20 protein-coding genes and 2 riboswitches are annotated in these 25,735 nt (G+C 66.3%); of the genes, 5 read left to right on the top strand and 15 right to left on the bottom strand.

All coding sequences use genetic code 11. From position 1 onward, the window contains the following. Nucleotides 1–14 precede the first annotated feature (14 nt). Nucleotides 15–602 carry a DUF4136 domain-containing protein gene (locus tag I603_RS12330; protein ID WP_068865538.1) on the top strand — a complete coding sequence of 196 codons (588 nt, stop codon included), beginning with the start codon at nucleotides 15–17 and terminating at the stop codon, nucleotides 600–602. A 6-nt stretch (nucleotides 603–608) separates the two neighbouring features. Here I603_RS12330 and I603_RS12325 read toward each other — a convergent pair whose 3' ends face one another. After that, entirely contained in the window at nucleotides 609–1,343 is a 735-nt protein-coding gene (locus I603_RS12325) for an Nmad3 family putative nucleotide modification protein (RefSeq protein WP_068865537.1), read from the bottom strand. Between the two features lie 89 nt (nucleotides 1,344–1,432). Between I603_RS12325 and I603_RS12320 the strand changes: the two genes are divergently transcribed. Beyond that, the gene (locus I603_RS12320) at nucleotides 1,433–2,251 is read left to right on the top strand and encodes an NTP transferase domain-containing protein (RefSeq protein ID WP_068865536.1); all 819 of its coding nucleotides are present in this window, start codon (nucleotides 1,433–1,435) and stop codon (nucleotides 2,249–2,251) included. A 28-nt stretch (nucleotides 2,252–2,279) separates the two neighbouring features. Next, nucleotides 2,280–3,590 (top strand): lipopolysaccharide biosynthesis protein, encoded by a 1,311-nt coding sequence (locus tag I603_RS12315; protein WP_068865535.1) that lies wholly within the window; start codon nucleotides 2,280–2,282, stop codon nucleotides 3,588–3,590. Between the two features lies 1 nt (nucleotide 3,591). On the opposite strand, the gene gcvPB is transcribed toward I603_RS12315, so the two are convergent. The 13 genes from gcvPB to I603_RS12250 all read right to left on the bottom strand — a co-directional run bounded on the left by gcvPB (nucleotide 3,592) and on the right by I603_RS12250 (nucleotide 19,954). Continuing rightward, nucleotides 3,592–5,145 (bottom strand): aminomethyl-transferring glycine dehydrogenase subunit GcvPB, encoded by a 1,554-nt coding sequence (gcvPB, locus tag I603_RS12310; protein WP_068865534.1) that lies wholly within the window; start codon nucleotides 5,143–5,145, stop codon nucleotides 3,592–3,594. After that, entirely contained in the window at nucleotides 5,145–6,518 is a 1,374-nt protein-coding gene (gene gcvPA, locus I603_RS12305) for an aminomethyl-transferring glycine dehydrogenase subunit GcvPA (RefSeq protein ID WP_068865533.1), read from the bottom strand. The genes gcvPB and gcvPA overlap by 1 nt, the downstream gene beginning before the upstream one ends. A gap of 43 nt (nucleotides 6,519–6,561) precedes the next feature. Further along, nucleotides 6,562–6,930: a glycine cleavage system protein GcvH gene (gene gcvH, locus I603_RS12300; RefSeq protein ID WP_068865532.1), complete on the bottom strand. Its 369-nt coding sequence runs from the start codon at nucleotides 6,928–6,930 to the stop codon at nucleotides 6,562–6,564. A gap of 3 nt (nucleotides 6,931–6,933) precedes the next feature. After that, complete coding sequence (gene gcvT, locus I603_RS12295) at nucleotides 6,934–8,067, bottom strand: glycine cleavage system aminomethyltransferase GcvT (protein WP_084440097.1); 1,134 nt, start codon at nucleotides 8,065–8,067, stop codon at nucleotides 6,934–6,936. Nucleotides 8,068–8,127: 60 nt separating this feature from the next. Beyond that, nucleotides 8,128–8,239: riboswitch (glycine riboswitch) on the bottom strand. Continuing rightward, nucleotides 8,240–8,336: riboswitch (glycine riboswitch) on the bottom strand. A gap of 78 nt (nucleotides 8,337–8,414) precedes the next feature. Continuing rightward, nucleotides 8,415–9,365, bottom strand: coding sequence for a sulfite exporter TauE/SafE family protein (locus I603_RS12290; RefSeq protein WP_084440096.1), 951 nt, complete (start codon nucleotides 9,363–9,365; stop codon nucleotides 8,415–8,417). Nucleotides 9,366–9,368: 3 nt separating this feature from the next. Beyond that, the gene (locus I603_RS12285; RefSeq protein ID WP_068865553.1) at nucleotides 9,369–10,574 is read right to left on the bottom strand and encodes a serine hydrolase domain-containing protein; all 1,206 of its coding nucleotides are present in this window, start codon (nucleotides 10,572–10,574) and stop codon (nucleotides 9,369–9,371) included. A gap of 32 nt (nucleotides 10,575–10,606) precedes the next feature. Then, the gene (gene metH, locus I603_RS12280) at nucleotides 10,607–13,234 is read right to left on the bottom strand and encodes a methionine synthase (protein ID WP_068865531.1); all 2,628 of its coding nucleotides are present in this window, start codon (nucleotides 13,232–13,234) and stop codon (nucleotides 10,607–10,609) included. 20 nt (nucleotides 13,235–13,254) lie between these two features. Then, nucleotides 13,255–14,298 (bottom strand): homocysteine S-methyltransferase family protein, encoded by a 1,044-nt coding sequence (locus tag I603_RS12275; RefSeq protein ID WP_068865530.1) that lies wholly within the window; start codon nucleotides 14,296–14,298, stop codon nucleotides 13,255–13,257. After that, nucleotides 14,295–15,224 (bottom strand): methylenetetrahydrofolate reductase [NAD(P)H], encoded by a 930-nt coding sequence (metF, locus tag I603_RS12270; RefSeq protein ID WP_068865529.1) that lies wholly within the window; start codon nucleotides 15,222–15,224, stop codon nucleotides 14,295–14,297. The genes I603_RS12275 and metF overlap by 4 nt, the downstream gene beginning before the upstream one ends. Beyond that, nucleotides 15,221–16,204 carry an ArsR/SmtB family transcription factor gene (locus I603_RS12265; protein WP_084440102.1) on the bottom strand — a complete coding sequence of 328 codons (984 nt, stop codon included), beginning with the start codon at nucleotides 16,202–16,204 and terminating at the stop codon, nucleotides 15,221–15,223. Before I603_RS12265 ends, metF begins: the two co-directional genes overlap by 4 nt. Before the next feature lie 89 nt (nucleotides 16,205–16,293). After that, nucleotides 16,294–17,457 (bottom strand): galactokinase, encoded by a 1,164-nt coding sequence (galK, locus tag I603_RS12260; RefSeq protein ID WP_068865527.1) that lies wholly within the window; start codon nucleotides 17,455–17,457, stop codon nucleotides 16,294–16,296. Continuing rightward, nucleotides 17,454–18,488, bottom strand: a complete 1,035-nt coding sequence (locus tag I603_RS12255) for a UDP-glucose--hexose-1-phosphate uridylyltransferase (RefSeq protein WP_068865526.1) — start codon at nucleotides 18,486–18,488, stop codon at nucleotides 17,454–17,456. The genes galK and I603_RS12255 overlap by 4 nt, the downstream gene beginning before the upstream one ends. Beyond that, nucleotides 18,485–19,954: a sodium:solute symporter family transporter gene (locus I603_RS12250; protein ID WP_232305377.1), complete on the bottom strand. Its 1,470-nt coding sequence runs from the start codon at nucleotides 19,952–19,954 to the stop codon at nucleotides 18,485–18,487. The genes I603_RS12255 and I603_RS12250 overlap by 4 nt, the downstream gene beginning before the upstream one ends. 114 nt (nucleotides 19,955–20,068) lie before the next feature. Between I603_RS12250 and I603_RS14605 the strand changes: the two genes are divergently transcribed. After that, nucleotides 20,069–22,168, top strand: coding sequence for an alpha-galactosidase (locus I603_RS14605; RefSeq protein WP_232305381.1), 2,100 nt, complete (start codon nucleotides 20,069–20,071; stop codon nucleotides 22,166–22,168). After that, complete coding sequence (locus I603_RS12240; RefSeq protein ID WP_232305376.1) at nucleotides 22,135–24,066, top strand: beta-galactosidase; 1,932 nt, start codon at nucleotides 22,135–22,137, stop codon at nucleotides 24,064–24,066. The genes I603_RS14605 and I603_RS12240 overlap by 34 nt, the downstream gene beginning before the upstream one ends. A 17-nt stretch (nucleotides 24,067–24,083) precedes the next feature. Here the strand turns inward: I603_RS12240 and I603_RS12235 are convergent, their stop codons facing one another. After that, nucleotides 24,084–25,034: an NAD(P)H-binding protein gene (locus I603_RS12235; protein ID WP_068865523.1), complete on the bottom strand. Its 951-nt coding sequence runs from the start codon at nucleotides 25,032–25,034 to the stop codon at nucleotides 24,084–24,086. Nucleotides 25,035–25,735 lie beyond the last annotated feature (701 nt).

Genomic DNA, 25,735 nt, shown 5'->3' with positions numbered 1-25,735 from the left:
AGGGAGGATATCTCGTGAAACCGATCAAGCTCGCTCTCGCAGCCGCAGTCTTGGCGCTGTCGCTTTCGGCCTGCTCCACCACCGGGCGGATCGTCACCGATTTCGACCGCGAGCAGAATTTTGCCGCCTACCAGACCTTCGCCTGGGCCGATGAAAGCCCCATGGCCGTTTTCGGCGGGCGGATCATACCACCGACAATCGAGCCGCGCGTAGCGCGGGCGATCAAGGCAGCACTTGAAGCAAAGGGCTACCGCTATCTCGATGATGTCGCCAAGGCCGACTTCGCCGTGTCCTTCACCATCGGCACGCGCGACGGAACCGATATCGTCGAGACCCCGGACTACTTCTGGGCCAATCGTACCAACTGGCGCTGGGGTCTGGGCTATTATCCGATGCTGCTCGCACCTGTGCCGATGACCCGCACGGAAGTCCGCGAATATACCGAGGGAACGCTGGCGATCGACATTTACGATGTGCAGCGCCGCGCTCCAGTCTGGCATGGCGCCGCGACCAAGACCCTGAGCCGCGCGCAGCTGCGCGGCGAGCCGGGCGACGTCGAAGGTGCGGTGAACACGATCCTCACCGGCTTTCCGCCGGGCTGAAGCGCCTCACGCGGCGGTGATTGCGGCAAGAACCCGGTCGAGCCACGCGCGCGGTTCGCCATCATCGCCGACATGGGCGACGAATTCCTGCCCGCGCGAGACGGCCTGCAGGCGCCCCTCCTCGCCCCAGCGCCATGCTGCCTCGTGACAGCTCAGGCCGGTGCGGTGGAGCCAGTTCGGCACGATCCACTGGCTCGGCTTTTCTCCAGGCGCGGTGAGGCGCAGGCCTGCCGGCGCGCTCTGCGCTGCGGCGCCGCGCCCGATGTAGAGCATGTCGTTGGCGGAATGGAGCCCGAAGGCATGCGGCTGGCCCAGCGCGCGATAACGGGCGCGGGTCGCCTCGTCGCAGGTGACGAGATCGATGCGCTGCTCGATCGTCAGGTAGGCAAAGATGCGGTGATGGCGTCCCTCCCCTTCGCCGTCGAACAGGCCGAAGAACACGAACACATCGCCCTCGCTCACGCCCTGTTTCACAAGGTGACCTTGCGCCGCGTGGCATTGGCCGAGGATTGCGGTGCCGTCGGCGCAGAACATCGGATCATGGTGACAGGCATCCCCCGCCCCGAGCTTGCCGCGGCTGGCCTTGGCAACGTGTTCCCCAAGCCCGAGGTCGCCATAGGTGACGGGCGACAAGCCCTTGCTGTCGGGGATCGGCAGGCTCAGCGGACGGCCCGCGACAATCGGCGAAGGCCCGCCGCCCGCCGCGCTGTCAAAACCCTTGCGCGAGAATATGATACGCATGACCCTTCATCGCCGCTCCGGGATTGTTGCACAAGGCTCACCATCCAAGCTTGGCTTTTGCACCCGCAAACGGCTAAGGGCCGCGCGCTATGGTAAACGATGCAAAGGTCACTGCGCTGGTCATGGCGGGCAAACGTTCGGGCGTGCTCGATCCGCTGGCCGCGCGCGCGGGCGTAGCTCAGAAGGCGGTGGTGCCGGTCAACGGTGTGCCGATGATCGAGCGGGTGGTGGCGCAGGTCGCCGCCTGCACCGCGGTGGGCCAAATCCGCGTCGTGGCGCATGACGAGGGCGAAATCGCCCGTCTGCCGACCATCGCCGGGCTGATTGCGGAAGGCCGCCTTGTCATGGTCGAAGGCCGCTTCAACATTGTCGACAGCGTGTTCGCCGGAGCAGAAGGCGCGGAATTCCCCCTGCTGATCACCACCGCCGACAATTGCCTCGTCACCCCTGAAGGCTACGGCGAGTTCATTGCCAAGTGCCTTGATGCGAAGGCGGGCGGCGCTGCGGGGCTGGCCCGCAAGGAAGACGTGCGTGCCGCAGACCCTGAGGGGCAGAAGCGCTTCTACGAATTCCGAGACGGCGGATATTCCAATTGCAACACCTACTGGCTCGGCAGCGCCGAAGCTCTCGAGGCAGCTGAAATCATGCGCGAAGGCGGGCAGTTCATCAAATTCCCGCGCCGTATCATCAAGGCCTTCGGGCTGGTCAATCTCGTCCGCTTCCGGCTGGGCACGGGCTCGAAAGAAAAGCTGTTTGAGCAGATTTCGCGCCGCTTCGGTTTCAAGCTGGTTCCGGTGGTGCTGTCGGACGGGCATTTCGCCATCGACGTCGACAACGAGCGCACCTTCGCCGTGACCGAGAAGATCCTGAAGCTCCGCGAGGGCGACCGCACGGGGGCCGCAGCCTGATCCGGTCGGGGGCCTTGCGAGAAATGCGATGAAGCGCCTGTTCTCCAACATGGGCTGGCTACTGGGCGGGCGCGGCTTCAACGCCGTGCTGAGCCTGGTCTACCTCGCACTTGCGACGCGTGCGCTGGGCACAGTCGGGTTCGGCCATTTCGCGCTGATCGTGGCGCTGGGCCAGGCGATCACCGGCCTCGCCAATTTCCAGACATGGCAGTTTATCGTGCGCTGGGGCGCGAGCGGGGACGGCGGCTCGGTCGATCCCGAAAAGGCGCGCGAGGCGACCGGTTTTGCCATCGCGCTCGATTTGGTCTCGGTGGTGCTTGGCATCGCTCTGGCGGGCGTGGTGATCGCAAGTGCGCCCTACTGGCTCGAGGTACCGGCCAACCTGCTGTGGCTCGCTTTCGGATATTGCGTGGTGAGCCTTGCCGCGATCCGTACCACGCCGACCGGCATCCTGCGCCTGCATTTCCAGTACGCCCGTGCCGCTGGAGCCGAGGCCGTGCAGCCGATCATACGCGCCGCCGGATCGGTGCTCGCCTTCCTGTTGATGCCCACGGTGACCGGGTTCATCATCGCCTATGCCGTGGCCGAGATCGCGGTGGCGGTTGCCCTGTGGGTGGTCGCAGCGCGGGTTCAGCCGGTCAGCTGGAGCGCGGTCAGCCTCAAGGCAATCCCGGCGCGCTACAAGGACGCATGGCGTTTCGTCGTTGCGACCAACCTTTCGGGCAGCCTCTCGATCGCGGGCAAGCAGGTAATGATCCTCTTGGTCGGAACCTTTGGCGGGGCGGCGCTGGCGGGGGGCTTCCGGGTAGCGAGCCAGCTCGGCCAGGCTCTGGTGAGCCTTGCACAGACCGTTTCCAAGGCAATTCTGCCAGAGCTCGTCCATTCGCGCGACCGCTCGCTTGAACTCGCGCGGCGCATGGCCAATATCGCCGCCATCGGCGGCGTGATCGCAGTGGTGACAGCGCTGCTGTTCGGACGGCTCGGCCTCGAACTGATCGCGGGCGAGGAATTCGGCGTATTCTACTGGGCGATGGTAATCCTCGCCATCGCGGGCGCGGTGGAACTGGTGGGTGCGAGCCTTGAATCGCTGCTGGTCTCGGCCGGAAAGGCGCATGTCGCCTTCATCGTGCGCGCAGTGCCGACGGTGCTGGCGCTGGTGCTGCTCGATGCAGCGATCGACTGGAACGGCGCCAAGGGCGCGGCCTTCGCGCTGCTGGGATCAAGCAGCCTCGCGGTGATCGGCTTCTATGTCGCGATCCTCAACCTCGGCCAGATCCGGCTGATCGTGGAGGACGAGGGAGAGACGGGGCCGCAGCCAGTCCCTCCCCCGCAATCCTAGATCACCCCTCGAAAGCCAGCTTCGGCTTCCGCGCCGCCGCCGTCTCGTCCAGCCGCCGGCGCGGCGCGTAATAGGGCGCCTGCTTCAGCCCCTGATCGCCTGCGAGCGCGCGTTCCACGACAGCGCGGAAGGCGGTGATGAACTGGTCGATCGCCGCCTTGCTCTCGGTTTCGGTCGGCTCGACCAGCATCGCGCCGTGGACCACTAGCGGGAAATAGACCGTCATCGGGTGATAGCCCTCGTCGATCAGGCCCTTGGCCACGTCCAGCGTCGTCAGCCCCTCGGTGAAGTCCTTGTCGCCAAACAGCGCCTCGTGCATGCACGGGCCGCTGGCGGCGAAAGGTGCATGGAGGATGTCCTCCATCGAGCGCAGGATATAGTTGGCGTTGAGCACGGCGTCCTCGGCCACCTGCTTCAGCCCGTCCGCGCCGTGGCTGAGCATATAGGTCAGCGCACGGGTGAACATCCCCATCTGGCCGTGGAAGGCGGTCATGCGGCCGAACGACGGTCCGCGCTCCGCACGGTTCTCTTCCTCGACGAGGTAGAAAGTGCCACCCTCATCCTGCCGCACAAAGGGTAGCGGGGCAAAGGGCGCGAGCGCTTCGGAGAACACCACCGGCCCCGAACCCGGCCCCCCGCCGCCATGCGGGGTGGAGAAGGTCTTGTGCAGGTTGATGTGCATCGCATCCACGCCAAGGTCGCCCGGGCGCACGCGCCCGACGATGGCGTTGAAGTTCGCCCCGTCGCAATAGACATAGCCGCCAGCCGCGTGAACGGCATCAGCGATCTCGCGGAAATCCTTTTCGAACAGGCCGCAAGTGTTGGGATTGGTGATCATCACTGCCGCCACATCCGGGCCGAGGCGGGCCTTCAATGCCGCCACATCGACCCGGCCTTCGGGCGTCGCGGGGATATCCTCGACGCGGTAATTGGCGAAAGCGGCGGTGGCGGGGTTGGTGCCATGGGCGCTTTCGGGCACCAGCACCACTTCACGGGCATCACCGCGTGCCTCGTGCGCGGCACGGATCGCGAGGATACCGCACAACTCGCCATGCGCGCCCGCCTTGGGGCTCATCGCGACGGCCGGCATACCGGTGAGCTTGCACAGCCACTCGCCAAGCTGGCTGATCACCTCCAGCGCGCCCTGCACCGCGTTCTGGGGCGCCAGAGGGTGGATATCGGCGAACCCGGGCAGCCGCGCGACCTTCTCGTTCAGACGCGGATTGTGCTTCATCGTGCACGAGCCGAGCGGGAAGAAGCCGAGGTCGATGCCGTAGTTCTGGCGCGACAGGCGGGTGTAGTGGCGCACCGTCTCCGGCTCGGTCAGACCGACGAGGCCGATGGCATTGCTGCGGGCAAGACCGCCCAAGCGGGTCGGCGCACTGGCATCCACGGCGGGCAGGTCCACACCGGTCACATCGGTGCGGCCGATTTCGAACAGCAGCGGCTCTTCCAGCATCAGCGCGCGATTGCCGGTGGTGGTGGCGGGTCCGGAATGCATCCCGTCCGCAGCGGTCATTTCGGGCTTCCAGCCGGAGGTGTTGGGGGCGTTCATCACACGGTCTCCTTGATGCTGGTTTCAAGCTCGCGGGCGAGCGCCTCGATATCTTCCTCGGTGGTGGTCTCGGTCACGGCGACGAGCAGAGCGTGCTCGAGCGCCTCGACGCCGGGGTAAAGCCGCCCGAGCGACACCCCGCCCAGCACGCCCCGGTCAGCGAGATCACGCACGATCTGCCGCGCAGGCTTGCCGCCGAGCATCAGGGTGAATTCGTTGAAGAAGGCGGTGTTGAGCACTTCCACACCTGGAACCTTGGCCAGGCGGTCGGCGGCGAGGCAGGCGAGGCGGTGGTTTTCTGCTGCCAACTCGCGCAGGCCGCGTTCACCCAAAAGGGTCATGTGGACAGAGAACGCCAGCGCACACAGGCCCGAATTGGTGCAGATGTTGCTGGTCGCCTTCTCGCGGCGAATATGCTGTTCGCGGGTCGAGAGCGTCAGCACGAAGCCGCGCTTACCCTCGGCGTCCACCGTCTCGCCGCACAGCCGGCCCGGCATCTGGCGCACGTGCTTGGCATCGCGCACCGCGAACAGGCCGAGGTAGGGTCCGCCGAATTGCAGGCCGACGCCGAGCGACTGCCCCTCGCCCACCACGATATCCGCGCCCATTTCGCCCGGCGACTTGATCGCGCCCAGCGCCACCGGCTCGGTGTTGACCACCACCAGCAGCGCGCCCTTGGCATGGGCGGCCTCGGCCACCGGGGTCAGATCACTGATGCGGCCGAGAATGTCGGGATATTGCACCACCACGCAGGCGGTTTCCTCGTCGATGCGGGCAATCAACCCGTCGAGGTCGGGTTCGGGTTGAATCGCGGGCTGCGCATCGGCGATTTCATCGCCGGTGAAGTGCGCCATGGTCTTGACCACGCTTGCGTAATGCGGATGCAGCGCGCCCGAAAGCACAGCGCGCTTGCGCCGCGTAACGCGGGTCGCCATCGCCACCGCCTCCCAGCAAGCGGTCGAACCGTCATAGAGCGAGGCATTGGCCACCGCACAGCCATAAAGCCGCGCGACCTGCGTCTGGAACTCGAAGAGCATCTGCAAGGTGCCTTGCGCGATTTCCGGCTGGTAGGGCGTGTAGGCGGTCAGGAACTCGCCGCGCTGGATGATGGTGTCGACGCTCGCCGGAACATGGTGGCGATAGGCCCCTGCGCCGAGGAAGAACGGCACGTCGCCCGCGACGAGGTTCTTGGCCGCGAGGCTTTTCATATGGCGTTCGACCGCCATCTCGCCCGCGTGCATCGGCAGGCCCCGGATCGGGCCGTCGAGCCGGGCGACTTCGGGCACGTCGACGAACAGGTCATCGACGCTGGCGGCGCCGATTTTCGCCAGCATCGCCTGCCGGTCAGTGTCGGTGAGGGGGAGGTAGCGCATCGGGGTTCACCCTGAGAAATAGAGAGGAAAGGGGGCTCGCGAGTCAGAGCGAAGCGACGAAATCCTTGTAGGCAGCCTCGTCCATCAGCCCTTCGAGCTGGCCGGCATTGGCGATGGTGATGCGGAAGAACCAGCCTTCGCCTTCGGGCGCGGTGTTGACCAGCGCGGGGTCTTCTTCCAGCGCGCCATTGGTCTCGGTCACTTCGCCGTCGATGGGGGCATAAACGTCCGACGCAGCCTTGACGCTTTCAACCACGGCGGCGTCCTTGCCCTTTTCGACCTTCGTGCCGACGGCGGGCAGTTCGACAAAGACGATATCGCCAAGCTGGCCCTGCGCGTAGTCGGTGATGCCGACCGTCGCGACATCGCCGTCGACGTCGATCCATTCGTGTTCGTCAGTGAAATAGCGCATGGGTCAGCTCCCTCGGTAATAGCGGTGGGGTACGAAAGGCGTTGGCGAGACGGTGGCGGCGAGGCGCTTTCCCCGGACTTCCACCTCAAGCTGGGTGCCGGTGGCGGCATGGCCGCTGGCGACGTAGGCCATGGCGATCGGCGCGCCGAGCGTGGGTGAAAAGCCGCCGCTGGTGACAGTGCCAATTTTCTCGGAGCCGCTGAACACCTCGGCCCCTTCGCGCGCGGGCAGGCGGCCTTCGATCTTCAGGCCGGCCCACCTGCGCTGCGTGCCATCGGCAATCTCGCGGATGATGCGGTCAGCGCCCGGAAAGCCGCCTTGGGTCCGGCGGCGCTTGTTGATGCCGAAGATCAGCCCTGCCTCGACCGGCGAGGTTTCGGGCGTCATGTCATGCCCGTAAAGCGGCAGGCCTGCCTCCAGCCGCAGCGAATCCCGCGCGCCAAGGCCAATCGGCTTCACTTCGGGCTCGGCGCAAAGCAGGTCTGCGATTTCGGCAGCAGCATCAGCAGGCAGCGAGATTTCGAACCCGTCCTCGCCGGTGTAACCCGCCCGCGCGATCTGCACCGGATGGCCGTCGAGGGTAAACCTGCCGAACTTCATGAAGGTCAGCGCGGCGGCTTCCGGCACGTGCCGCGCCAGCGCGTCCGCCGCCTTGGGGCCCTGCAGCGCCAGCAGCGCCTGTTCGTCGAGGTGATTGAGCGTGATATCGTCGGGCAGCGCCTCGCGCAGCGTTCCGATGTCGTCCCACTTGGTCGCGCCGTTGACCACCAGATACAGGCTGCCGTCTGCAAGGCGCGACACCATCAGATCATCGAGCACGCCGCCTTCTTCGTCGAGCAGCAGCGAATAACGCTGCGCACCGGGTTTGAGGGTCGACAGGTCGATCGGCAGCACCGCCTCGACCGCGGTATCGAGACCGGGGCCGGAAAGCAGCAATTGCCCCATGTGCGACACATCGAACAGGCCCGCGCTCTGGCGGGTCCAATTGTGCTCGGCGACGATCCCTTCATACTGGATCGGCATTTCATAGCCCGCGAAAGGCACCATCCGCGCACCCCGCGCGCGATGCCAGTCATCCAGTGCCAGCTTGTCCAGCGGCAGGTCCTCGAGAGTCTCGTCGGTATCGTGGTCGCTCATCAAAGGCCTTCCGGGGCAGAAAACGGCAGTTCGGTCGGAGCCCAGCGGCGCCGCCATGATACTGCCCCCTCTGTCGGGTGACCTGAGAGCTTCGGCAGGGGCGCCAAAGGACGGCCTGCCTCCCCTTCGGTGGCCCACGGCACGAACGCCGCGGGCGCTTTCCAGAGTGTCACGCAGCCGAGCGGTCCGGTGGCCTGAGAGTTTCCGGGGCGGTTGCTCCTTCGGCGCCGCGTCCGGTGAGGGACGACGGGCTCTCCCGCTCGTCTGCCCGCACGAGAATCGTTTCACGCGCGGAAGACGGCCTAGCCCTGCGCGAAATGCTGCATCGCGTCAATCGGGCGAAAGCGCTAATTCGTGTTCAGCCACAGCAAATAGAGTGCCGAAAGCACGATCCACGCGCCATCGAGCGTCTTGAGGCGCTTTGCCCCCAGCCACAGGGCGATGGGCCGGGCAAGGAAACCGCCCAGCATGGCTGTCGGCGCGGCAAGCAGAACCACTTCCCAGGCGATGGTCCCGGCCTCGATATGCCAGACCACGCCCGCAAGGCAACTCAGCGCGGAAATCACGCAGGCCGCTCCGGTGCACAGCAGCACCGGATAGTGGCGGATGAACAGGTAAAGCGCGACCAGTTCGCCCATCCCGACCGAGAACAGTGCGGTCAGCACACCGCCGGGGATCGCCAGCAATAGCAGCACGAAAAGATCACCACGCGACAGTTCGGCCCGTTCGGGGCGCGCGGCGTTGACGGTCCAGGTCGCCGCGATCAGCGCGCAGCCCAGCAGGATCGAGAAAGCCTTGTAGGCATAAAGCACCGCGCCCTGGTCGAAGGTCGTCAGCCGCTGGGTCGCCAGCATCGCCGGGAGCGACAGCGCCAGCACGCCGAGCACGACGGTGGCAAAGTCGTTCAGGCGCACGCGCGCTTCGAGCGGGCCGGGCTCAGGCTGGTGCAGCAGGCGATCAGTCCAGCGCAAGGAACCCATGGTCATGCCGAAGCTCTGGATGCCCATCGACACGCCGACCACGGCGAGCGGCGAGAGGCTCATGATGCCCAGTTCGCGCAAGGCGTTGAACACCGGCACGAAGACCACCCCCCCGCCCGTGCCCGAAGTATTGGCAATGATCGCGCCGATCACGCCGACGCCGGGGAGGAACCACAGCTTGGTCAGCAGTTCCGGATTGGCAGGCACCAGCGCCCAAAGCGCTATATAGGCGGCGAGCAGCACCAGCCCGCCGATCCAGACAATCCGGTGGGGCGGCAGGGTGCGCGAACCTGCCGCCATCTGCGTGCCATTGGTCATCACCTAATCGTCGCGCTCGCCCGCCAGTGCCAACGCGCGCTGCATCAGTTCCGTCTCGCGCGGGTCGGATGCGGCGGTTTCGACCTCGCCCGACGGCGGAGGGACGGCGGTGGTGAAATAGGCGAAACTCGTCCCCTGCCCCAGCGCAATCCACAGGCCTGAGCGCAGCCCATAGGCCTCGCCGCCATGACCGAAACGTTCGACTCCATCCATGAACAGATCATCGAGACAGGGCGGCGCATCGACCAGCACGTAAGAGGCGAGGGCATAGCCGCAAAAGCCTGCCTCGGAACCGAACGGCGGGTTCTCGTTGATCGCCGAGACCATGCTCTGGAGGAACAGCGTCTGCGCGTTTGCCGACAGAAAATGCTCTGCGCCACGATTATCAAACAACGCCTGCCCGATCTTCGCGAGGTCCATCATCCCGATCCGCACCCCGCCCTGCGGCGAGAAGATCGAGGCATTGGTGCCGGGGACATAGTTTTCGAGGCTGCATTCCACGCCCTCGGCCACGGGGATGGTGCAGGCGGGCGGCAGGCGGTCCGGGGCGTCGGCGGCGACTTCGCCGGTATGGCGATAGAGAGTGACGGCGCGCGCCTCCAGGTCAGGGCCGCAGCCCACCCAGTTGAAGCAGGCCTTCACCCCCAGCGGCGCAAAGACCAGCCGTTCCACGAGCCTGTCATACCGTTCGCCGCTCGCCGCTTCGAGCGCGGTCGCGACCAATGGCGAGCCAAGATTGGCATATTCGAACGCAGCCGCGCCCGGCGGGCCGGTGTCGCGCCATGCCGCAGGGTCGGCGAGTTTCGCTTCGAGGCTGGCACCCAGCGGGATGAAATAGCCGCCTGCATCCGACAGACCCGCACGGTGCGACAGCAGGTGCGCGAGCGTGACCGGCGCATCGGGGTGATGGGGCGAGCGCAGCTTCCACCCGAGATAGTCCGAGACATCGCGGTCGAGATCGAGCTTGCCCTCGTCCATCAGGCGCAGAGCGGCGAGCGCCATGATCAGCTTGGAAATCGAGGCGATCCGCACCGGGTCGTTGAACTCGACCGGCTCGCGGCTATCGAAATTGCGCATCCCCTCGGCGATCAGCGGGGTGATGCTCTCGCGGTCGAAGGCGACAACCACCGAAGCGGGCGGCGGCGGTGTGTCCTGCGCGGCGGCGGGGACGGCGAGAGACGCGAGTGCGGCGATGAGCGGGCGGATCATGGCCTGCATCATTGCCGCCCGCGCCCGCGCAATCAATCGAGATTCGGCCTGAGCCAGCGTTCGGCCTGCTCGATGCTGACCCTGCGCCGCGCGGCATAGTCCTCGACCTGGTCGCGGCCCACGCGCGCCACACCGAAATACTGGCTTTCCGGGTGGCCGAAATAGAAGCCGCTGACCGCCGCCGTCGGCCACATGGCGAAGCTTTCGGTCAGCGTCAGCCCGGCATTGGCAGGCGCGTCGAGCAGGTCGAACAGGATCGGCTTCAGCGAGTGATCGGGGCAGGCGGGATAGCCCGGCGCGGGGCGGATACCGCGATACTCCTCCTTGATCAGCGCCTCGTTGGTGAGTTGTTCGTTCGGCGCATAGCCCCACAGCGTGGTGCGCACGTGCTGGTGGAGCGCCTCGGCGAAGGCTTCGGCGAAACGATCCGCCAGCGCCTTCAGCAGGATGTCGGAATAATCGTCCTTGTCGGCCTGGAAACTGGCGATGTGCGGCTCGATCCCGTGGATGCCGACCGCGAAGCCGCCGATCCAGTCGCCATCCGGGTCGATGAAGTCGGCAAGGCACATATTGGCCCGGTCGCGGCTCTTCTTGACCTGCTGGCGCAGGAAGGGAAGGCGAACATGCTCCTCGGTGTCGGCGAGGTGGATCGTCACATCATCCCCGTCGCGTGCGCAGGGCCACAGGCCGGCGACTCCGCGCGCGGTCAGCCACTTCTCGGCAATGATCCGGTCGAGCATCGCATTGGCATCGGCGAACAGCTGGGTCGCCGTCTCGCCCACCACTTCGTCGGTCAGGATCGCGGGGTAATTTCCGTGCAGCTCCCACGCGCGGAAGAACGGGGTCCAGTCGATGAACTGCCTGAGATGCGCGAGATCCCAGTCGGGGAAGACATGCACGCCGGGCTGTTCGGGCGGGGCGGGCTTGTCCGACAGGAAGGCGTCGTAGAAATTCGCCCGCGCCTCTTCCAGCGGCAGCAGCACCGAAGCCGATTTGCCCGCGCGCGCATCGCGGACATGGGTGTATTCATCGGCAACTTCGGCAACGTAATCGTCGCGCTGGGTGTCTGACAGCAACTTCGAGGCGACCCCCACCGCGCGGCTCGCATCGAGCACGTGGATCACCGGACCATCGTAAGCCGGGTCGATCTTCAATGCGGTATGCACCTTGGAGGTGGTCGCCCCGCCGATCAGCAGCGGCATCGTCATGCCGGCGCGCTGCATTTCCTCGGCCACCGTTACCATCTCGTCCAAAGACGGGGTGATAAGGCCCGACAGGCCGATCATGTCGGCCTTGTTGTCATTGGCCGCGGCAAGGATTGTCGGCCACGGCACCATCACGCCCAGATCGATCACGTCATAGCCGTTGCACTGTAGCACGACGCCGACAATGTTCTTGCCGATGTCGTGCACATCGCCCTTGACCGTCGCCATGATGATCTTGCCCTTGGCCTTGCGGTCTTCTTCGGGAAGCAGGTCCTTTTCGGCCTCGATGAAGGGGATGAGGTGGGCGACCGCCTTCTTCATGACGCGCGCCGACTTCACCACCTGGGGCAGGAACATCTTGCCGCTACCGAACAGGTCGCCGACCACGTTCATGCCGTCCATCAAGGGGCCTTCGATCACCTCGATCGGTCGCCCCCCGCGATCCTGCGCAGACTGGCGCGCTTCCTCGGTGTCCTCGACGATATGCGCGTCGATGCCCTTGACCAGCGCGTGTTCGAGCCGCTTGGTCACCGGCCACCCGCGCCATTCCTCGGCCTCCTTCTCGGCCTTTGCGTCCTTGCCCTTGAAGCTTTCCGCCAGCGCGATGAGGCGCTCGGTGGCGTCCGCATCGCGGTTGAGGATCACATCCTCGCAGGCCTCGCGCAGCGCCGGGTCGATCTGGTCGTAGACGTCCAGTTGCCCGGCATTGACGATCGCCATGTCGAGACCGGCGGGGATCGCGTGATACAGGAACACCGAATGCATCGCGCGGCGCACGGGTTCATTCCCGCGGAAGCTGAACGAGAGATTCGACAGACCGCCCGAGTAATGCGCGTGGGGACAGATTTGCCGGAGTTCGCGCACCGCCTCGATGAAGTCGACCCCGTAATTATTGTGCTCCTCGATCCCTGTCGCCACCGCGAAGATGTTCGGATCGAAGATGATATCCTCGGGGGGGAAGCCATCGCGCACGAGCAGGTCGTAGGCGCGCTTGCAGATTTCGACCTTGCGCGCCTTCGTATCGGCCTGACCCGTCTCGTCGAAGGCCATCACGACCACGGCAGCGCCATAATCCATGCACTTGCGCGCCTGCGCGAGGAAGGCTTCCTCGCCCTCCTTCATGCTGATCGAATTGACGATCGGCTTGCCCGAAACGCATTTGAGCCCCGCCTCGATCACCTCCCATTTGGAGCTATCGATCATCACCGGCACGCGGGCAATGTCCGGCTCGGCGGCGATCAGCTTCAAGAAGGTGGTCATCGCATGGACCGCATCGAGCAGGCCTTCGTCCATGTTGACATCGATCACCTGCGCGCCGTTTTCGACCTGCTGGCGCGCGACTTCGACCGCGGCGGCATAATCGCCCGCCATGATCAGCTTCTTGAAAGCTGCGCTGCCGGTGACGTTGGTGCGCTCGCCGATATTGATAAAGCGGGAGGAAGAGGGTTGGGTCACTTACGTTCTCTCGAAGGTCATCAGGCCGCAACGAAGGCTTCGAGCCCAGCCAGCTTCATCGCCGGCTCGGGGTGCGGGATGACACGCGGCTCGCTGTTCGCCACCGCCTTGGCAATCGCGGCGATATGTGCCGGGCTGGATCCGCAGCATCCGCCGAGGATATTGACCTGCCCGTGATCGGCCCAGTCCTTGACCAGTCCGGCGGTCGTGTCAGGCATCTCGTCATATTCGCCGAGCTCGTTCGGAAGCCCTGCATTGGGGTAGATCATAAGCAGCGTGTCGGCGATCTGCGAGAGCACCTTGACGTGCGGGCGCAATTGCTCTGCGCCAAAGCTGCAATTGAGGCCGATGGTAACGGGCTTGGCGTGGCGCACCGCATACCAGAACGCCTCCACGGTGTGACCGGAGAGGTTGCGGCCCGACAGGTCGGTGAGGGTCATCGAGATCATCACCGGAACCTCGCGGCCCAGCTCGCGCTCCAGCCGCTTGACCGCCATCACCCCGGCCTTGGCGTTCAATGTGTCGAACACCGTCTCGATCAGGATGAAGTCCACACCCCCCTCGACGAGGGCCGCCGCCTGTTCGTGATAGACGTCCACAAGATAGTCGAAATCGATCTCGCGATAGCCCGGGTCTTCGACATCGGGGCTCAAGGAGAGCGTCTTGTTGGTCGGCCCGATCGCGCCCGCCACGAAGCGCGGCTTGCCGTCCTTGGCGGCATATTCATCCGCCAGCTCGCGCGCGATCCGGCCGGAGGCGAGGTTGATCTCGCGCACCAGATGTTCGGCCTTGTAATCGGCTTGGCTGATGCGGTTGGCCGAGAAGGTGTTGGTCGAAACGATGTCCGATCCAGCCTCGAAATAGGCGCGGGTGATGTCGGCGATCACGTCGGGGCGGGTCAGGGCGAGGATGTCATTATTGCCCTTCTGGTCGGCGGGCAGGTCCAGCGCCTCGGCGTAATCCGCCTCGGACAGCTTGCGGTTCTGGATCTGCGTCCCGAACGCGCCGTCGAAGATCAGCACGCGCTCGGCGGCCTCGGCGAGGAGTTGCTGGCGGGCGCTCATGCGGCTTCTCCTGTGGGCCGCTTCCCGAGCAGGTGGCAGATCGCATAGGCGAGTTCGGGGCGGTTCAGGGTATAGAAGTGGAAATCGCGCACCCCGCCCGCATAAAGCCGGCGGCACAGTTCGGCAGCAACGGTTGCCGCGACCAGCTGGCGCGCGGCGGGCATGGCATCGAGGCCTTCGAACAACCCGTCCATCCATGCCGGGATCGCCGCCCCGCAGGCGCTGGCGAACTTCCTTGCCTGTGCGACATTGGTGACCGGCAGGATGCCGGGCAGGATCGGTGCATCGATCCCGGCCGCAGCGCAGGCATCGCGGAAGCGGAAAAAGGTATCGGCCGAGAAGAAGAACTGGCTGATCGCGCGGGTCGCGCCAGCATCGAGCTTGCGCTTCAAATTGTCGATGTCCGACTGCGGCGAGGCGGCGTCGGGGTGGGTTTCGGGATAGGCTGCGACCGAAATCTCGAAATCGGCGATGTCCCTCAGTCCCGCGACCAGTTCCGCCGCGCTGGCATAACCTTCAGGATGAGGGGTGAAGGGCGCGCCCGGCTCGCCCGCATCGCCGCGCAGCGCGACGATATGCCGCACGCCCGCTTCCCAATATTGTTCGGCCACCTCGCGGATGTCCGCCTTGCTCGCGGCAACGCAGGTCAGGTGGGCGGCGGCGGGCAGCTTGCCTTCGGAAATGATCCGCGCGACCGTTGCATGGGTGCGTTCGCGGGTCGATCCGCCCGCGCCATAGGTGACCGAAACGAAGCTCGGGCCGAGCGGGCGCAACTGGGTGACCGCGTCCCACAATTGCGTTTCCATCTTCTCGCTCTTGGGAGGGAAGAACTCGAAACTCACCGCGACATCGCCCGGCAGGCCGGAAAACAGCGGCGTATCGGTGGCGGTGCGATATTCGTGGAGCTGGTCGAGCGTCGGGGTCATCGGGCGGCTTCCAGATCAGGTGACTTGGGGGAAGGGGCTGCGGCACAGCGCTTGCCGAGCCAGATCTTGACCACCAGCGCACCGCCCGCAAGCGCGATCGGAGGGCTGGCGGAAAGGCCGGCCGCACGCAGCAACTCGGCCATCTGGCGGTCGCCGAAACCGAGGCGGGCGTGCTGGTGGCGGGTGCGCAGCTCCTCGTGATCATGGCTGGCAAAATCGACGATCGCGATGCGCCCGCCGGTGCGCAGCACGCGCGCGGCCTCGGCCAGCGCCGGAGCGGGATCAGGGGCAAAGTGCAGCACCTGGTGCAGCACCACCGTATCGAAGCTCGCATCAGCAAAGGGCAGGTCGGAAAAATCGCCCTGCACCAGTTCGATCTGCGCCGTCGGCAGATGCTGCAGCTTCGCGCGGGCGACGCGCAGCATCTCCAGGTTCTTGTCGAGCGCGACAATCCGCGCGGCATGCGGCGCGAAAAGTTCGGCCATGCGCCCGGTCCCGGTGCCGATATCGAGCACATCGCCAAGCGGGTGATCGGCCAGCGCCTCGGCAAGGCGGCGTTCGACCTCGTCATCAGGGCTGTGGAGCGCGCGGAGTTCGTCCCATTCGCCAGCGTGACGGGCGAAATAGGCTTCGGCGGCGCTTTCGCGCGCATCGCGGATCGCGGCAAGCTTGCGCCGGTCGGCCTCGCACAGCGCGGCGAAACCGGGTTCGGCTGTCTCGGCAACGGCGAGCAATTGCTGGATCGCGTCGACTACCGGGCCACCAGCCTCGCTCTGGCGCAGGAACACCCAGCTGCCCTCGCGGCGGCGCTCGGCAAGGCCGGCATCGCACAGGATGCCGACATGGCGCGAGACGCGCGGCTGGCTCTGCCCGAGCACCTGAGCAAGCTCGCCCACCGCCAGCTCCATCGCCGAAAGCAGCCGCGCGATGCGCAGCCGGGTCGGATCGGCGAGTGCCTTGAAGATGTCCTCGATCACCATTGCCGAGAACATATAAAGATATTTTTATATCTGTAAATCGGTTCTGTGGACGCTGGCAGCCTCGGTTTTGCACAGGATCCTGCCAGCGTCTAAAGCGGTATCCGCACCGCCCCTGCTCCGGGCTTGAAGACCTCGAACCGCGCCGGAATCGCCGCTTCACGATTATAGCACGAAACCGCGCCGGCGATCGCCTCCCCAGCAGCCGCGTCGCTGACCGTCACCAGACAGCCGCCGAAACCTGCCCCGGTCAGCCGCACGCCGCCCGCATCGCCCAGCGGCGCCTGCACCAGCTCCGCCAGCCGGTCGAGCGCGGGCAGCGAGACTGCGAAATCCTGCGCCAGCGAGCGATGCCCTTGGGCAAGCAACCGCGCCAGAGCGGCGCTATCCCCGCTGGCAAGCGCAGCGGCGACCGGCTCGACCCGGGCGATCTCGGACACGACGTGACGCGCGCGGGCATAAAGCACGCTGTCCAGCCCGCCGCGCCCCGCCTCCAGCATTGCCGGATCAAGATCGCGCAGTGCCGCGACGCCGAAATGCCGCGCTGCCGCCTCACACTCGTCGCGGCGCTCGTTGAACGCGCTTTCCGTCAGCTGGCGGCGGATCCCGGAATCGATCACGGTAATGGCAAGGCCCGGATGGACCGGAACGCTGCGCGTTGCGAGCGTGCGGCAATCCAGCAGCAGCGCCGCCCCCGCCGTGCTTGCCGCCGAGGCCATCTGGTCCATGATCCCGCAGGCACAGCCGACGAAATCATTCTCCGCGGCCTGCGCGATCAGCGCCAGCCGGTCGGGCGCGAGGGCGTGCCCCGAATATTCCGACAGCGCCAGTGCCAGCGCGACCCCGAAGGATGCCGAGGAGGACAGCCCCGCCCCGATCGGCACATCCCCCGCGACCGCAATCCGCGCCGGGCAGACCGGATGCCCATACTCTCCGAGGAAATGCGCCACCCCGCGCAGGTTGTTGTGCCAGTCGTCCGGCCCGCGCGCGATGGGCGCCGCCGGATCGAAGGCATCGCGCGCGCCCGCGCCCATGTCGAGCGCCACCGCCTCGATCAGTCCGCCCCCGCCCGCGCCAATCGCGACGATAGTCTCGCGGTCGATTGCACAGGGGAGCACCAGCCCGTCATTATAATCGACATGCTCGCCGATCAGGTTGACCCGCCCCGGCGCGGCGAACAGCGCCTCCGGCTCGGCGCCGAAAGCCTCGCGATAGCCCTGCGTCACGCGGGCAATCAGGGCGTCGCGCCGGTTCATGCGCGCTCCCGGTAGTGGACCGTGCCGCTTACGCCGCGCAACATCTCGGCGGCGCGTTCGGGCGTCAGGTCGCGCTGCGGCTCGGCCAGCATTTCATAGCCGACCATGAACTTGCGTACCTGCGCGGAACGCAGCAGCGGCGGGTAGAAATGGGCGTGAAGCTGCCAATGCGCCCTATCGCCGGCCACGAACGGCGCCTGGTGCCAGCCCATCGAATACGGGAAGCTGGTCTCGAACAGGTTGTCGTAGCGGGTGGTCAGCGCCTTGAGCATGGCCGCAAGACTATCGCGCTGCCCGTCCGTCAGTTGCGGCATGCGCTGGACGGCAAAGCGCGGCAGCAGCAAGGTCTCGAACGGCCAGGCCGCCCAGAAGGGGACGATGGCGAGCCAATCGTCGCTCATCTCGACCACCCGCTCGCCCCCCGCCTCGCGTGTCGCCACGGCGGAGAGCAGCGCCTCGCCATGTTCGGCCATCCAGCCACGCTGACACGCGTCCTCCGTGGCCACTTCCTGCGGCACATGCGCGGTTGCCCATACCTGACCGTGGGGGTGGGGATTGGAACAGCCCATCATCGCCCCCTTGTTCTCGAACAGCTGCACATTCGCAAAGCGCTGCCCCAGTTCGGCGGTCTGGTCGGCCCAGCAATCGACCACCGCCCGCAGCTGTTCCGGCGCAAGCAGCGGGAGCGATTTGCCATGGTCGGGCGAAAAGCAGATCACCCGGCACGCGCCTGCCGAAGCCTCGGCCCGCAGCAGGGGATCATCGCTCGCGGTGCCATGGCGATCCTCGGCCAGAGCGGGGAAATCATTGTCGAAGACGTAGGCCCCCTCATAGGCAGGGTTGGCCTCGCCTCCGACGCGGGCATTGCCGGGACACAGGTAACAGGTCGGATCGTAAGCGGGCGGCGGCGGATCGGACGGACTGACCTCGCCCTGCCAGGGCCGCCCCATGCGCTGCGGCGAGACCTGCACCCAGCCGCCGGTCAGGGGGTCGTATCGCCGGTGCGGCCTCGCCCGATCGGCTGCCATCATGCCTGCCCCGCAAGCGCGGCGCGCGGCGCGAACTCCGCCCGCCCGCCCAGCACGAAGCGGTTGACCGCCAAGGCGGCGGCAACGCTTGTCACCAGCGTCACCACCATGAAGTGGATATAGTGCAGCGCGATGATCCCCTGCGGCTGCAACCAGAAAGTGAACAGGCCATAGAGCGCCACGCCCCACACCACCCCGGCAATCGCCGCCGGCGCCTGCACCCCGCGGAACAGCAGCCCCGCGATGAACGCGCTGAGGATGGGCATGGAAAGCAGCCCGTTCAATTGCTGCAGCAGATTGATGATGCTGGTGGCGGATTGATACATCGGCACCAGCATGATCGCGACCACGGCCAGCAGCGACGAAACCGCCGCCGACAGCTTCCAGTGGTCCTTCACCTCGCCGATGAACTGCTCGTGGAAATCGACCGCATAGAGCGCGACCGAGGAATTGAGCACCGCGCTGAAGGTTGTGATCACCGCCGCCGCCACCATCGCCGCAAAGGCGCCCGACAACCACGGCGGCAGGATGTCGGCCACCAGCATTCCGTAGGCATTGTCGCCCACCTGCCCGAACAGCTTGAAGGCGACGATGCCGGGGATCACCACGATCGGCGGCACGATCAGGATGCGGATGACGGCGGCCACCAACACACCCTTCTGCGCCTCGCGTATGGTGGGCGCGGCCATCGCCTTCTGGGTCAGGTTCTGGTTGGTCGACCAGTAAAAGATCTGGATGAAGATCATCCCCGTCAGCAGGGTCTGCCACGGGATCGGGCTGTCAGGGCCGCCGATCATGCTTATACGCTCTGCCGGAACGCCGGAGACGATGTCCCAGTCGACCGCCGCCAGCCCCAGCACCACTATCAGCATGGCAAGGCCAAGGATGCCGATACCCGACCAGGTGTCCATCACTGCCACCGCCCTCAACCCGCCGAAGATGGTATAGGCCGCCGAGATCACCGCGAGCACGCCCGCAAAGGCCAGCAGCGGCACCCCCTCGCCGAACAGCGCGCGCATGAACAGGCTGCCCGAATAGAGCGCCGCCGGCAAATAGATCAGCACGTTCCCGGCCAGGAACAGGGCCGAAATCAGCGTACGGATGCTGCGTCCGCCATAGCGCTTTTCGAGCAATTGGGTGACGGTGGTGCAATTGTTGCGATAGTAGATCGGCACGAACACGAAGGCGAGGATCATCAGGCCGACAAAGCCGCAGATCTCCCACCATGCCAGCAACGCCATCTGGTTGCCGTTCATGCCCACCAGCTGGTCGGTGGACAGGTTGGTGAGCGTGATCGAGCCCGCCACGAACAGCCACGACAGCTTGCCGCCCGCAAGGTAGACGTCCTTCGAGGAACCGTCATGCGCGCTGCGCCGGATGGTGAGCCAGGTCGCCAGCCCCACAGCCGCGGTCAGGCCGATGCAGACCGCGATCTGGACCAGACTGCCGGTCGGCATGGCATCGAACATTGCGTGCTTTCCCCTCTCGATTGGCGGGGTTACAGCCGATTGCGGGATGCCGGACAAGCCTCGCGGCGAAATTCATCACCGGCATCGCTAACGGGAGAGGCCTGCTTGGAACACGTGCGGCTTGATGGCGAAGCGATAACGCTGGTGTTCGCGCTCGAACATGGCGGCACGGCGGACCTCGTCTATTGCGGCGCACGGCTGCCCATGGGCGAGGATCTCGCCGCGCTTGCCGCCGCCTCTGCGCGCGGGCGGCACGAGAGCCAGCCCGATGCCCCGCCCCGCCCCGGCCTGCTGCCCGAGCGCAAGAACGGGTGGAGCGGAACGCCCGCGATCCTGCTGCGGGACGAGGGCCAGCTACTCGATACCGACTTCCGGCTCGCGCGCTGGAAGCTGGACGAGGGCGCGCTGGTGCTGACGTGGCACGATCCGGGGCACGATCCGGCGCACGAACTCGAAGTCGAACAGTGCTGGTGGATCAGCGACGCGGGCATGGTCCATGCGCACGCCGCGATGGTGCATTACACCCGCCGCCGCCTCGTGCTCGAACGGCTGAGTGCGCTGGCCTTGCCCGTCCCGGCGCGCTTTACCCACATGATCGGCTTCTCGGGCCGCTGGGCGAGCGAGATGCACGAAACCCGCCGCCCCCTCGCTCCCGACGGCTTCGCGCGCCAGTCCGGTGCCGGGAAGCCCGGCTTCGGGGGTGGCAACTGGCTGATCCTCGAAGACCCAGCAAGCGGCGAGGTGCTGGGCCTCCACCTCGCGTGGAGCGGCGATTACGACACGCGGATCGAATACGACAGCCAAGGCACCGCCGACGGGCGCGCAGTGCTGCAAATGGCGGCGGTAACCGGCGACGGCGAGATCAACTTCAGCGGCTATCCGCACCACCAGACCCCCTCGGCCCAATTCACCCTCGCCCCCAATCGCAACGCGCTGGCGCAGGCCTTCCACCGCCACCTGCGCGCCGAAGTGCTGCCGAAGCGCGCCACATGGGGGCCGCGCAAGGTGCACCTCAATTCGTGGGAGGCGCTCGGCTTCGGCCTGTCGGAGCCCAAGCTGATCGCGCTCGCCGACAGCGCGGCGGAGCTCGGCGTCGAACGCTTCGTGCTTGATGACGGGTGGTTCGGCGGACGGCGGAATGATCGTTCCAGCCTCGGTGACTGGCAGGTTTCGCCAGACATCTTCCCCAACGGTCTCGGCCCGCTGATTGCCCATGTCCACGCGCTGGGCATGGATTTCGGCCTGTGGGTGGAGCCGGAAATGGTCTCGCCCGACAGCGACCTTTACCGTGCGCACCCCGACTGGTGCCTGCACCATGAGGGCCGCGAGCGCCCGACGATGCGCGGGCAGCTTGCGCTCGACATGGCGCGCGCGGAAGTGCGCGATTACCTGTTCGCGCGGCTCGACGCGCTGCTGCGCGAGAACCCCATCGCCTACCTCAAGTGGGACCACAACCGCGACCTGTTCCCCTCGGCGTCCGGGCAGACGCAGGGCTTCTACGATCTGGTTGACCGCCTGCGTTCCGCACACCCCCATGTCGAGATCGAGAGCTGCGCCAGCGGCGGCGGGAGGATCGATCTGCGCATCCTCGGTTATGTCCAACGCGTCTGGCCCTCAGACAACAACGATCACCTCGAACGCATGCGGATCATGCGCGCGTGGAGCCAGTTCCTGCCCCTCGAGGTGCTCGGCAACCATGTCGGCCCCTCGCCCAACCCGATCACCGGACGCCAGACGGCGATGGATTTCCGCGCCAAGGTGGCGCTGTTCGGGCATATGGGCATCGAGGCCGATCCCGGCGCCATGAGCGAGGTCGAGCGCCAGGTGCTCGCCGCGCATATCGCGCTCTACAAGACATGGCGCGGGGTGCTGCATACGGGCGACCGGTTCGCGCTCGACCATCCCGACGCGGGCGTTTTCGCGCAGATGGTTGTGCGGGACGACACGGCGCTGGCCGTGGCGGCGCAGACAGGCTTTTCACCCGTGTTCGATGCCGCGCCGCTTCGCCTCAAGGGGCTGGAACCTCAAGCGCTCTACCGCGTCACCTTGCCGCGTCCATGGCCGGGCAAGGCGGCGCTCTACCTCGGCGACTGGCAGGCGTGGGAGGCGGGCCTCACCCTGTCGGGCGCGGCGCTGATGCAGCATGGCCTCGCGCTCCCCCTCACCCATCCCGAAACCGCGTGGCTCGTCGCGCTGGAGAGATTGCCGCAATGAAACTCGGCTGCTGCTACTATCCCGAACACTGGCCGGAAGACATCTGGGCCGAGGACGCGCGCCGCATGGCCGAAATGGGCTTGCGGCTTGTGCGGATCGGCGAATTCGCGTGGAGCCGGATCGAGCCAGAGCCGGGACGCTATGACTGGGACTGGCTCGACCGCGCGATCGAAACGCTGCATGCGGCGGGCTTGCATATCATCCTCGGCACCCCGACCGCGACCCCGCCCAAATGGCTGGTCGACCGGATGCCCGACATGGTCGCCATCGACGAGCATGGCCGCCCGAGGGGCTTTGGCTCGCGGCGGCATTACTGCTTCAGTCACGAAGGCTACCGCACCGAATGTGCGCGGATCGTCACCGCCTTGGCAGAGCGCTACGGCCAGCACCCCGCCATCGTGATGTGGCAGACCGACAATGAATATGGCTGCCACGACACCGTGCTGAGTTTCTCGGACGCTGCCGCATCCGCCTTTCGCGGCTGGTGTGCGGCGCGTTACGGCTCTCCGCAAGCGCTCAACGAAGCCTGGGGCAACGTGTTCTGGAGCATGGAATATCGCAGCTTTGCCGAGATCGATCCACCGCATCTGACCGTGACCGAGGCAAACCCCGCGCATTGGCTCGATTACCGCCGCTTCGCCTCGGATCAGGTAGCGCGCTTCAACCGCGAACAGGTGGCCATCATCCGCGCCCGCGCGCCCGGCGTTGATATCACGCACAATTTCATGGGCTTCTTCACCGAGTTCGATCATCACGATGTCGGCCGCGATATCGACGTGGCCACGTGGGATTCCTATCCGCTGGGCTTTCTCGAACAGTTCTGGTTCTCCGCCCAGGAAAAGGCAGCTTACCTCAGGCAGGGCCACCCCGATATCGCTGCCTTCCACCATGATCTCTATCGCGGCTGCTCGAACGGCCGCTGGGGGGTGATGGAGCAGCAGCCCGGGCCGGTGAACTGGGCGCGTTTCAACCCCGCGCCGCTGCCCGGCATGGTCGCCCTGTGGACGCTGGAGGCTGCCGCGCACGGGGCCGAACTCACCAGCTATTTCCGCTGGCGGCAGGCCCCCTTCGCGCAGGAACAGATGCACGCCGGCCTGCTGCGGCCCGACAGCACCGAGGCCGAGGCAGCGGACGAGGTGCGGCACGCGGCGAAGGTGCTCGCGCAGATCGGCCCGCAAGCGGCAGCGCGCGCTCCGGTCGCACTGGTGTTTTCCTACGAGGCGGCATGGGTGCTAGGCATCCAGCCTCAGGGCGCAAGCATGCGCTATCTGGAGCTGGTGTTCGAATGGTATTCCGCGCTGCGTCGTCAGGGTCTGGATGTCGACATTGTTTCCCCGCAGGCGGACCTGTCGGGCTACCGCATGGTCTGCGTGCCGAGCCTGCCGATCGTGCCGGAAGGCTTTGCCGAGCGGCTGGCGGCGCTCGAATGCCCGGTGCTGCTGGGGCCGCGCTCGGGCAGCAAGACGGCGAGCTTCACGATTCCCGAGGGGTTGGCTCCGGGCGCCTTGCGCACGGCGATCCCCCTCACCGTCACCCGCGTGGAGAGCCTGCGCGACGGGGTGGCGGAACCGGCCGATGGCTTTGCCGTCACCCGTTGGCGCGAGGATGTGGCGACTGCTCTGGCACCGGAACTGGCCGATGCGGCGGGACGCGGGGTGGTCTTCAGGCATGGCAAGATCCGGTACTGCACGATCTGGCCCGACCGTGCGCTGCTCGCCCTGCTGGTCGAACGCATGGCGGGCGAGGCCGGCGTCGAACGGACCGAATTGCCCCGGGGAATCCGGCTACGCCGCACACAAAGCCATGTTTTTACGTTTAATTATTCAGCACAAGGCGTTTTTGTGCCCCATCTAGGGGCCACTTTGCCCCCCGCCAGCTGGCATTTAGCCCCCCTTTAGCCCCCGCTAGCCCCCGGTTAGCCCCCCTCCAGCAGCCGCCGGTAATGCGTTTCCAGCGTCTCTGAGCCGAATTCGGGAGTGAGATCGGGGGAATAGGTGCCGGTTGCCGGATCGAGCACAAGCATCGATTCGGTGGCGTAATAGCGCGCGATCCGGGCATATTCGGCCTTCTCGGCAAACCAGTCGGAAAAGCCGGCACCAAGGTTCAATAGCCGCTCGGCCCTGGTGAACAGCATGGGCGATACCGACTTGAACCGGGGCTCTTTTCCCGCGACACGGAACAGCAATTCGCCCTGCTCTTTCAACGAGATCGCAGGGCCGGGCCCGCCAATCGGAAGGATCCTGCCAGACATTTCCGGATTGCCCACGGCAGAGACGATGAAGCGCGCCAGATCATCGTCGCTGATCGGCTTGCAGCGCGTGAGTTCGCCATCCCCGAAGATCAGGAATGGCTTGCCGGCCTTCACTCTTTTCACCTGCCCGGACAAGGACTTGAAGAAGGCGGTCGGGCGGATGATCGCATAGTCGATCCCGCTCGCAGCAAGGCGCGCCTCGAACTTGAGCTTGGCGTGCTGGAAGGCCAGCAGCGGCTTCTGCACGCAAATCGCCGAGAGCAGGATGAACTGCCGCGCGCCCGCCGCTTGTGCCGCTTCGAGCAGGGCGAGATTGGCGGCATAGTCCACCGCCTCGGCATCCTTGGGCGCACCGCTGCGCGAGGCGATGCAGGAGATGATGCAGGATGGCGCAAGTCTCTCCATCAGCTGCGCCAGAGCCGTCTTGTCCGACAGCGCCGCATGGGCGATGGCGGCACCGGAAAGTTCGGGCAATTGCGCCGCATCGCCGCCGGGCCGCAACAGCGCAGTGACGGCATGGCCATCGGCGACCAGCCGCCGCACCACGGCCCGGCCGATGGTGCCGCTCGCTCCGGCGACGAGAACGGGTGAAGACGATGAACGAGGCTGCGTCATGCGGCGCACACTAGCGCGGCGCGGATTGCGGTCAAATGGCATCAGCGCGCGGGAAACGGGACGGCCGCGCCGGGGCGAAATGCACCGGCGCGGCTGGCGCTTGCCTTAGGTCTTCTTGCCCCCGCCGAACCAGTTGCGGAGGCGGGTCCAGAGGGACCTGCTGTTCTTGCCTGATTTCGACTGCTGCTGTGCGGGCGCGGAGATCGGAGCGCCCCCGCCAATCGGGGAGAATGCCCGCGTCACCATCGATGACGCCTCGCTGGCAATCCGGTCTTCCTTGCGTGCTTTCGATGCCGCTTGTTTGGCGGGTGGGGCAGTCGCCTTCATCTTCTTGCGCGGCGATTGCGCAGTTCGGGTCGGCGCATTTGGCGCCGGTGCGGCTGCCGTCGATGCCGGGACCCCGGAGATGGCGTCTACGGTGGCATTCCTGTTCTTGCCGCGTCTGGTTCTCTTGCGCGACGGGCCAGCCGACTTGCCAGCGACCCGCCTTGTCTTTGACCGGGCGGTCTTGCCACCATCGGCGCGCGTGGCCTTCTTGCGCGAATTCGCGGCCTGTTTGGCTGCCGCTGGCCTTGCTTTCGCGCCCGGCGACGTGGCTGGCGTGGGCGGCAGCGGCGGGGGCGGGCCCGGCGGGGGCGGCGGCGGCGGCGGTGGAACCGGCGGCGGCGGGGGCAGCGGCGGCGTGCCCCGACTGGCCGCTG

The sequence above is a fragment of the Erythrobacter dokdonensis DSW-74 genome, from assembly GCF_001677335.1.
Lineage (GTDB): Bacteria > Pseudomonadota > Alphaproteobacteria > Sphingomonadales > Sphingomonadaceae > Erythrobacter > Erythrobacter dokdonensis.
This window is presented reverse-complemented; position numbering and strand designations above follow the sequence as displayed.

Excerpts from the sequence above, each read along its gene's own strand:
- I603_RS12290 (WP_084440096.1), bottom strand. The coding sequence starts at position 9,365 with ATGACCAATGGCACGCAGATGGCGGCAGGTTCGCGCACCCTGCCGCCC.
- gcvPA (WP_068865533.1), bottom strand. The coding sequence starts at position 6,518 with ATGCGCTACCTCCCCCTCACCGACACTGACCGGCAGGCGATGCTGGCG.
- I603_RS12255 (WP_068865526.1), bottom strand. The coding sequence starts at position 18,488 with ATGATGGCAGCCGATCGGGCGAGGCCGCACCGGCGATACGACCCCCTG.
- I603_RS12315 (WP_068865535.1), top strand. The coding sequence starts at position 2,280 with ATGAAGCGCCTGTTCTCCAACATGGGCTGGCTACTGGGCGGGCGCGGC.
- galK (WP_068865527.1), bottom strand. The coding sequence starts at position 17,457 with ATGAACCGGCGCGACGCCCTGATTGCCCGCGTGACGCAGGGCTATCGC.
- I603_RS12285 (WP_068865553.1), bottom strand. The coding sequence starts at position 10,574 with ATGATCCGCCCGCTCATCGCCGCACTCGCGTCTCTCGCCGTCCCCGCC.
- metF (WP_068865529.1), bottom strand. The coding sequence starts at position 15,224 with ATGACCCCGACGCTCGACCAGCTCCACGAATATCGCACCGCCACCGAT.
- I603_RS12320 (WP_068865536.1), top strand. The coding sequence starts at position 1,433 with ATGGTAAACGATGCAAAGGTCACTGCGCTGGTCATGGCGGGCAAACGT.
- I603_RS12265 (WP_084440102.1), bottom strand. The coding sequence starts at position 16,204 with ATGGTGATCGAGGACATCTTCAAGGCACTCGCCGATCCGACCCGGCTG.
- gcvPB (WP_068865534.1), bottom strand. The coding sequence starts at position 5,145 with ATGAACGCCCCCAACACCTCCGGCTGGAAGCCCGAAATGACCGCTGCG.
- I603_RS12275 (WP_068865530.1), bottom strand. The coding sequence starts at position 14,298 with ATGAGCGCCCGCCAGCAACTCCTCGCCGAGGCCGCCGAGCGCGTGCTG.
- gcvH (WP_068865532.1), bottom strand. The coding sequence starts at position 6,930 with ATGCGCTATTTCACTGACGAACACGAATGGATCGACGTCGACGGCGAT.
- I603_RS12325 (WP_068865537.1), bottom strand. The coding sequence starts at position 1,343 with ATGCGTATCATATTCTCGCGCAAGGGTTTTGACAGCGCGGCGGGCGGC.
- I603_RS12250 (WP_232305377.1), bottom strand. The coding sequence starts at position 19,954 with ATGTTCGATGCCATGCCGACCGGCAGTCTGGTCCAGATCGCGGTCTGC.
- gcvT (WP_084440097.1), bottom strand. The coding sequence starts at position 8,067 with ATGAGCGACCACGATACCGACGAGACTCTCGAGGACCTGCCGCTGGAC.
- I603_RS12235 (WP_068865523.1), bottom strand. The coding sequence starts at position 25,034 with ATGACGCAGCCTCGTTCATCGTCTTCACCCGTTCTCGTCGCCGGAGCG.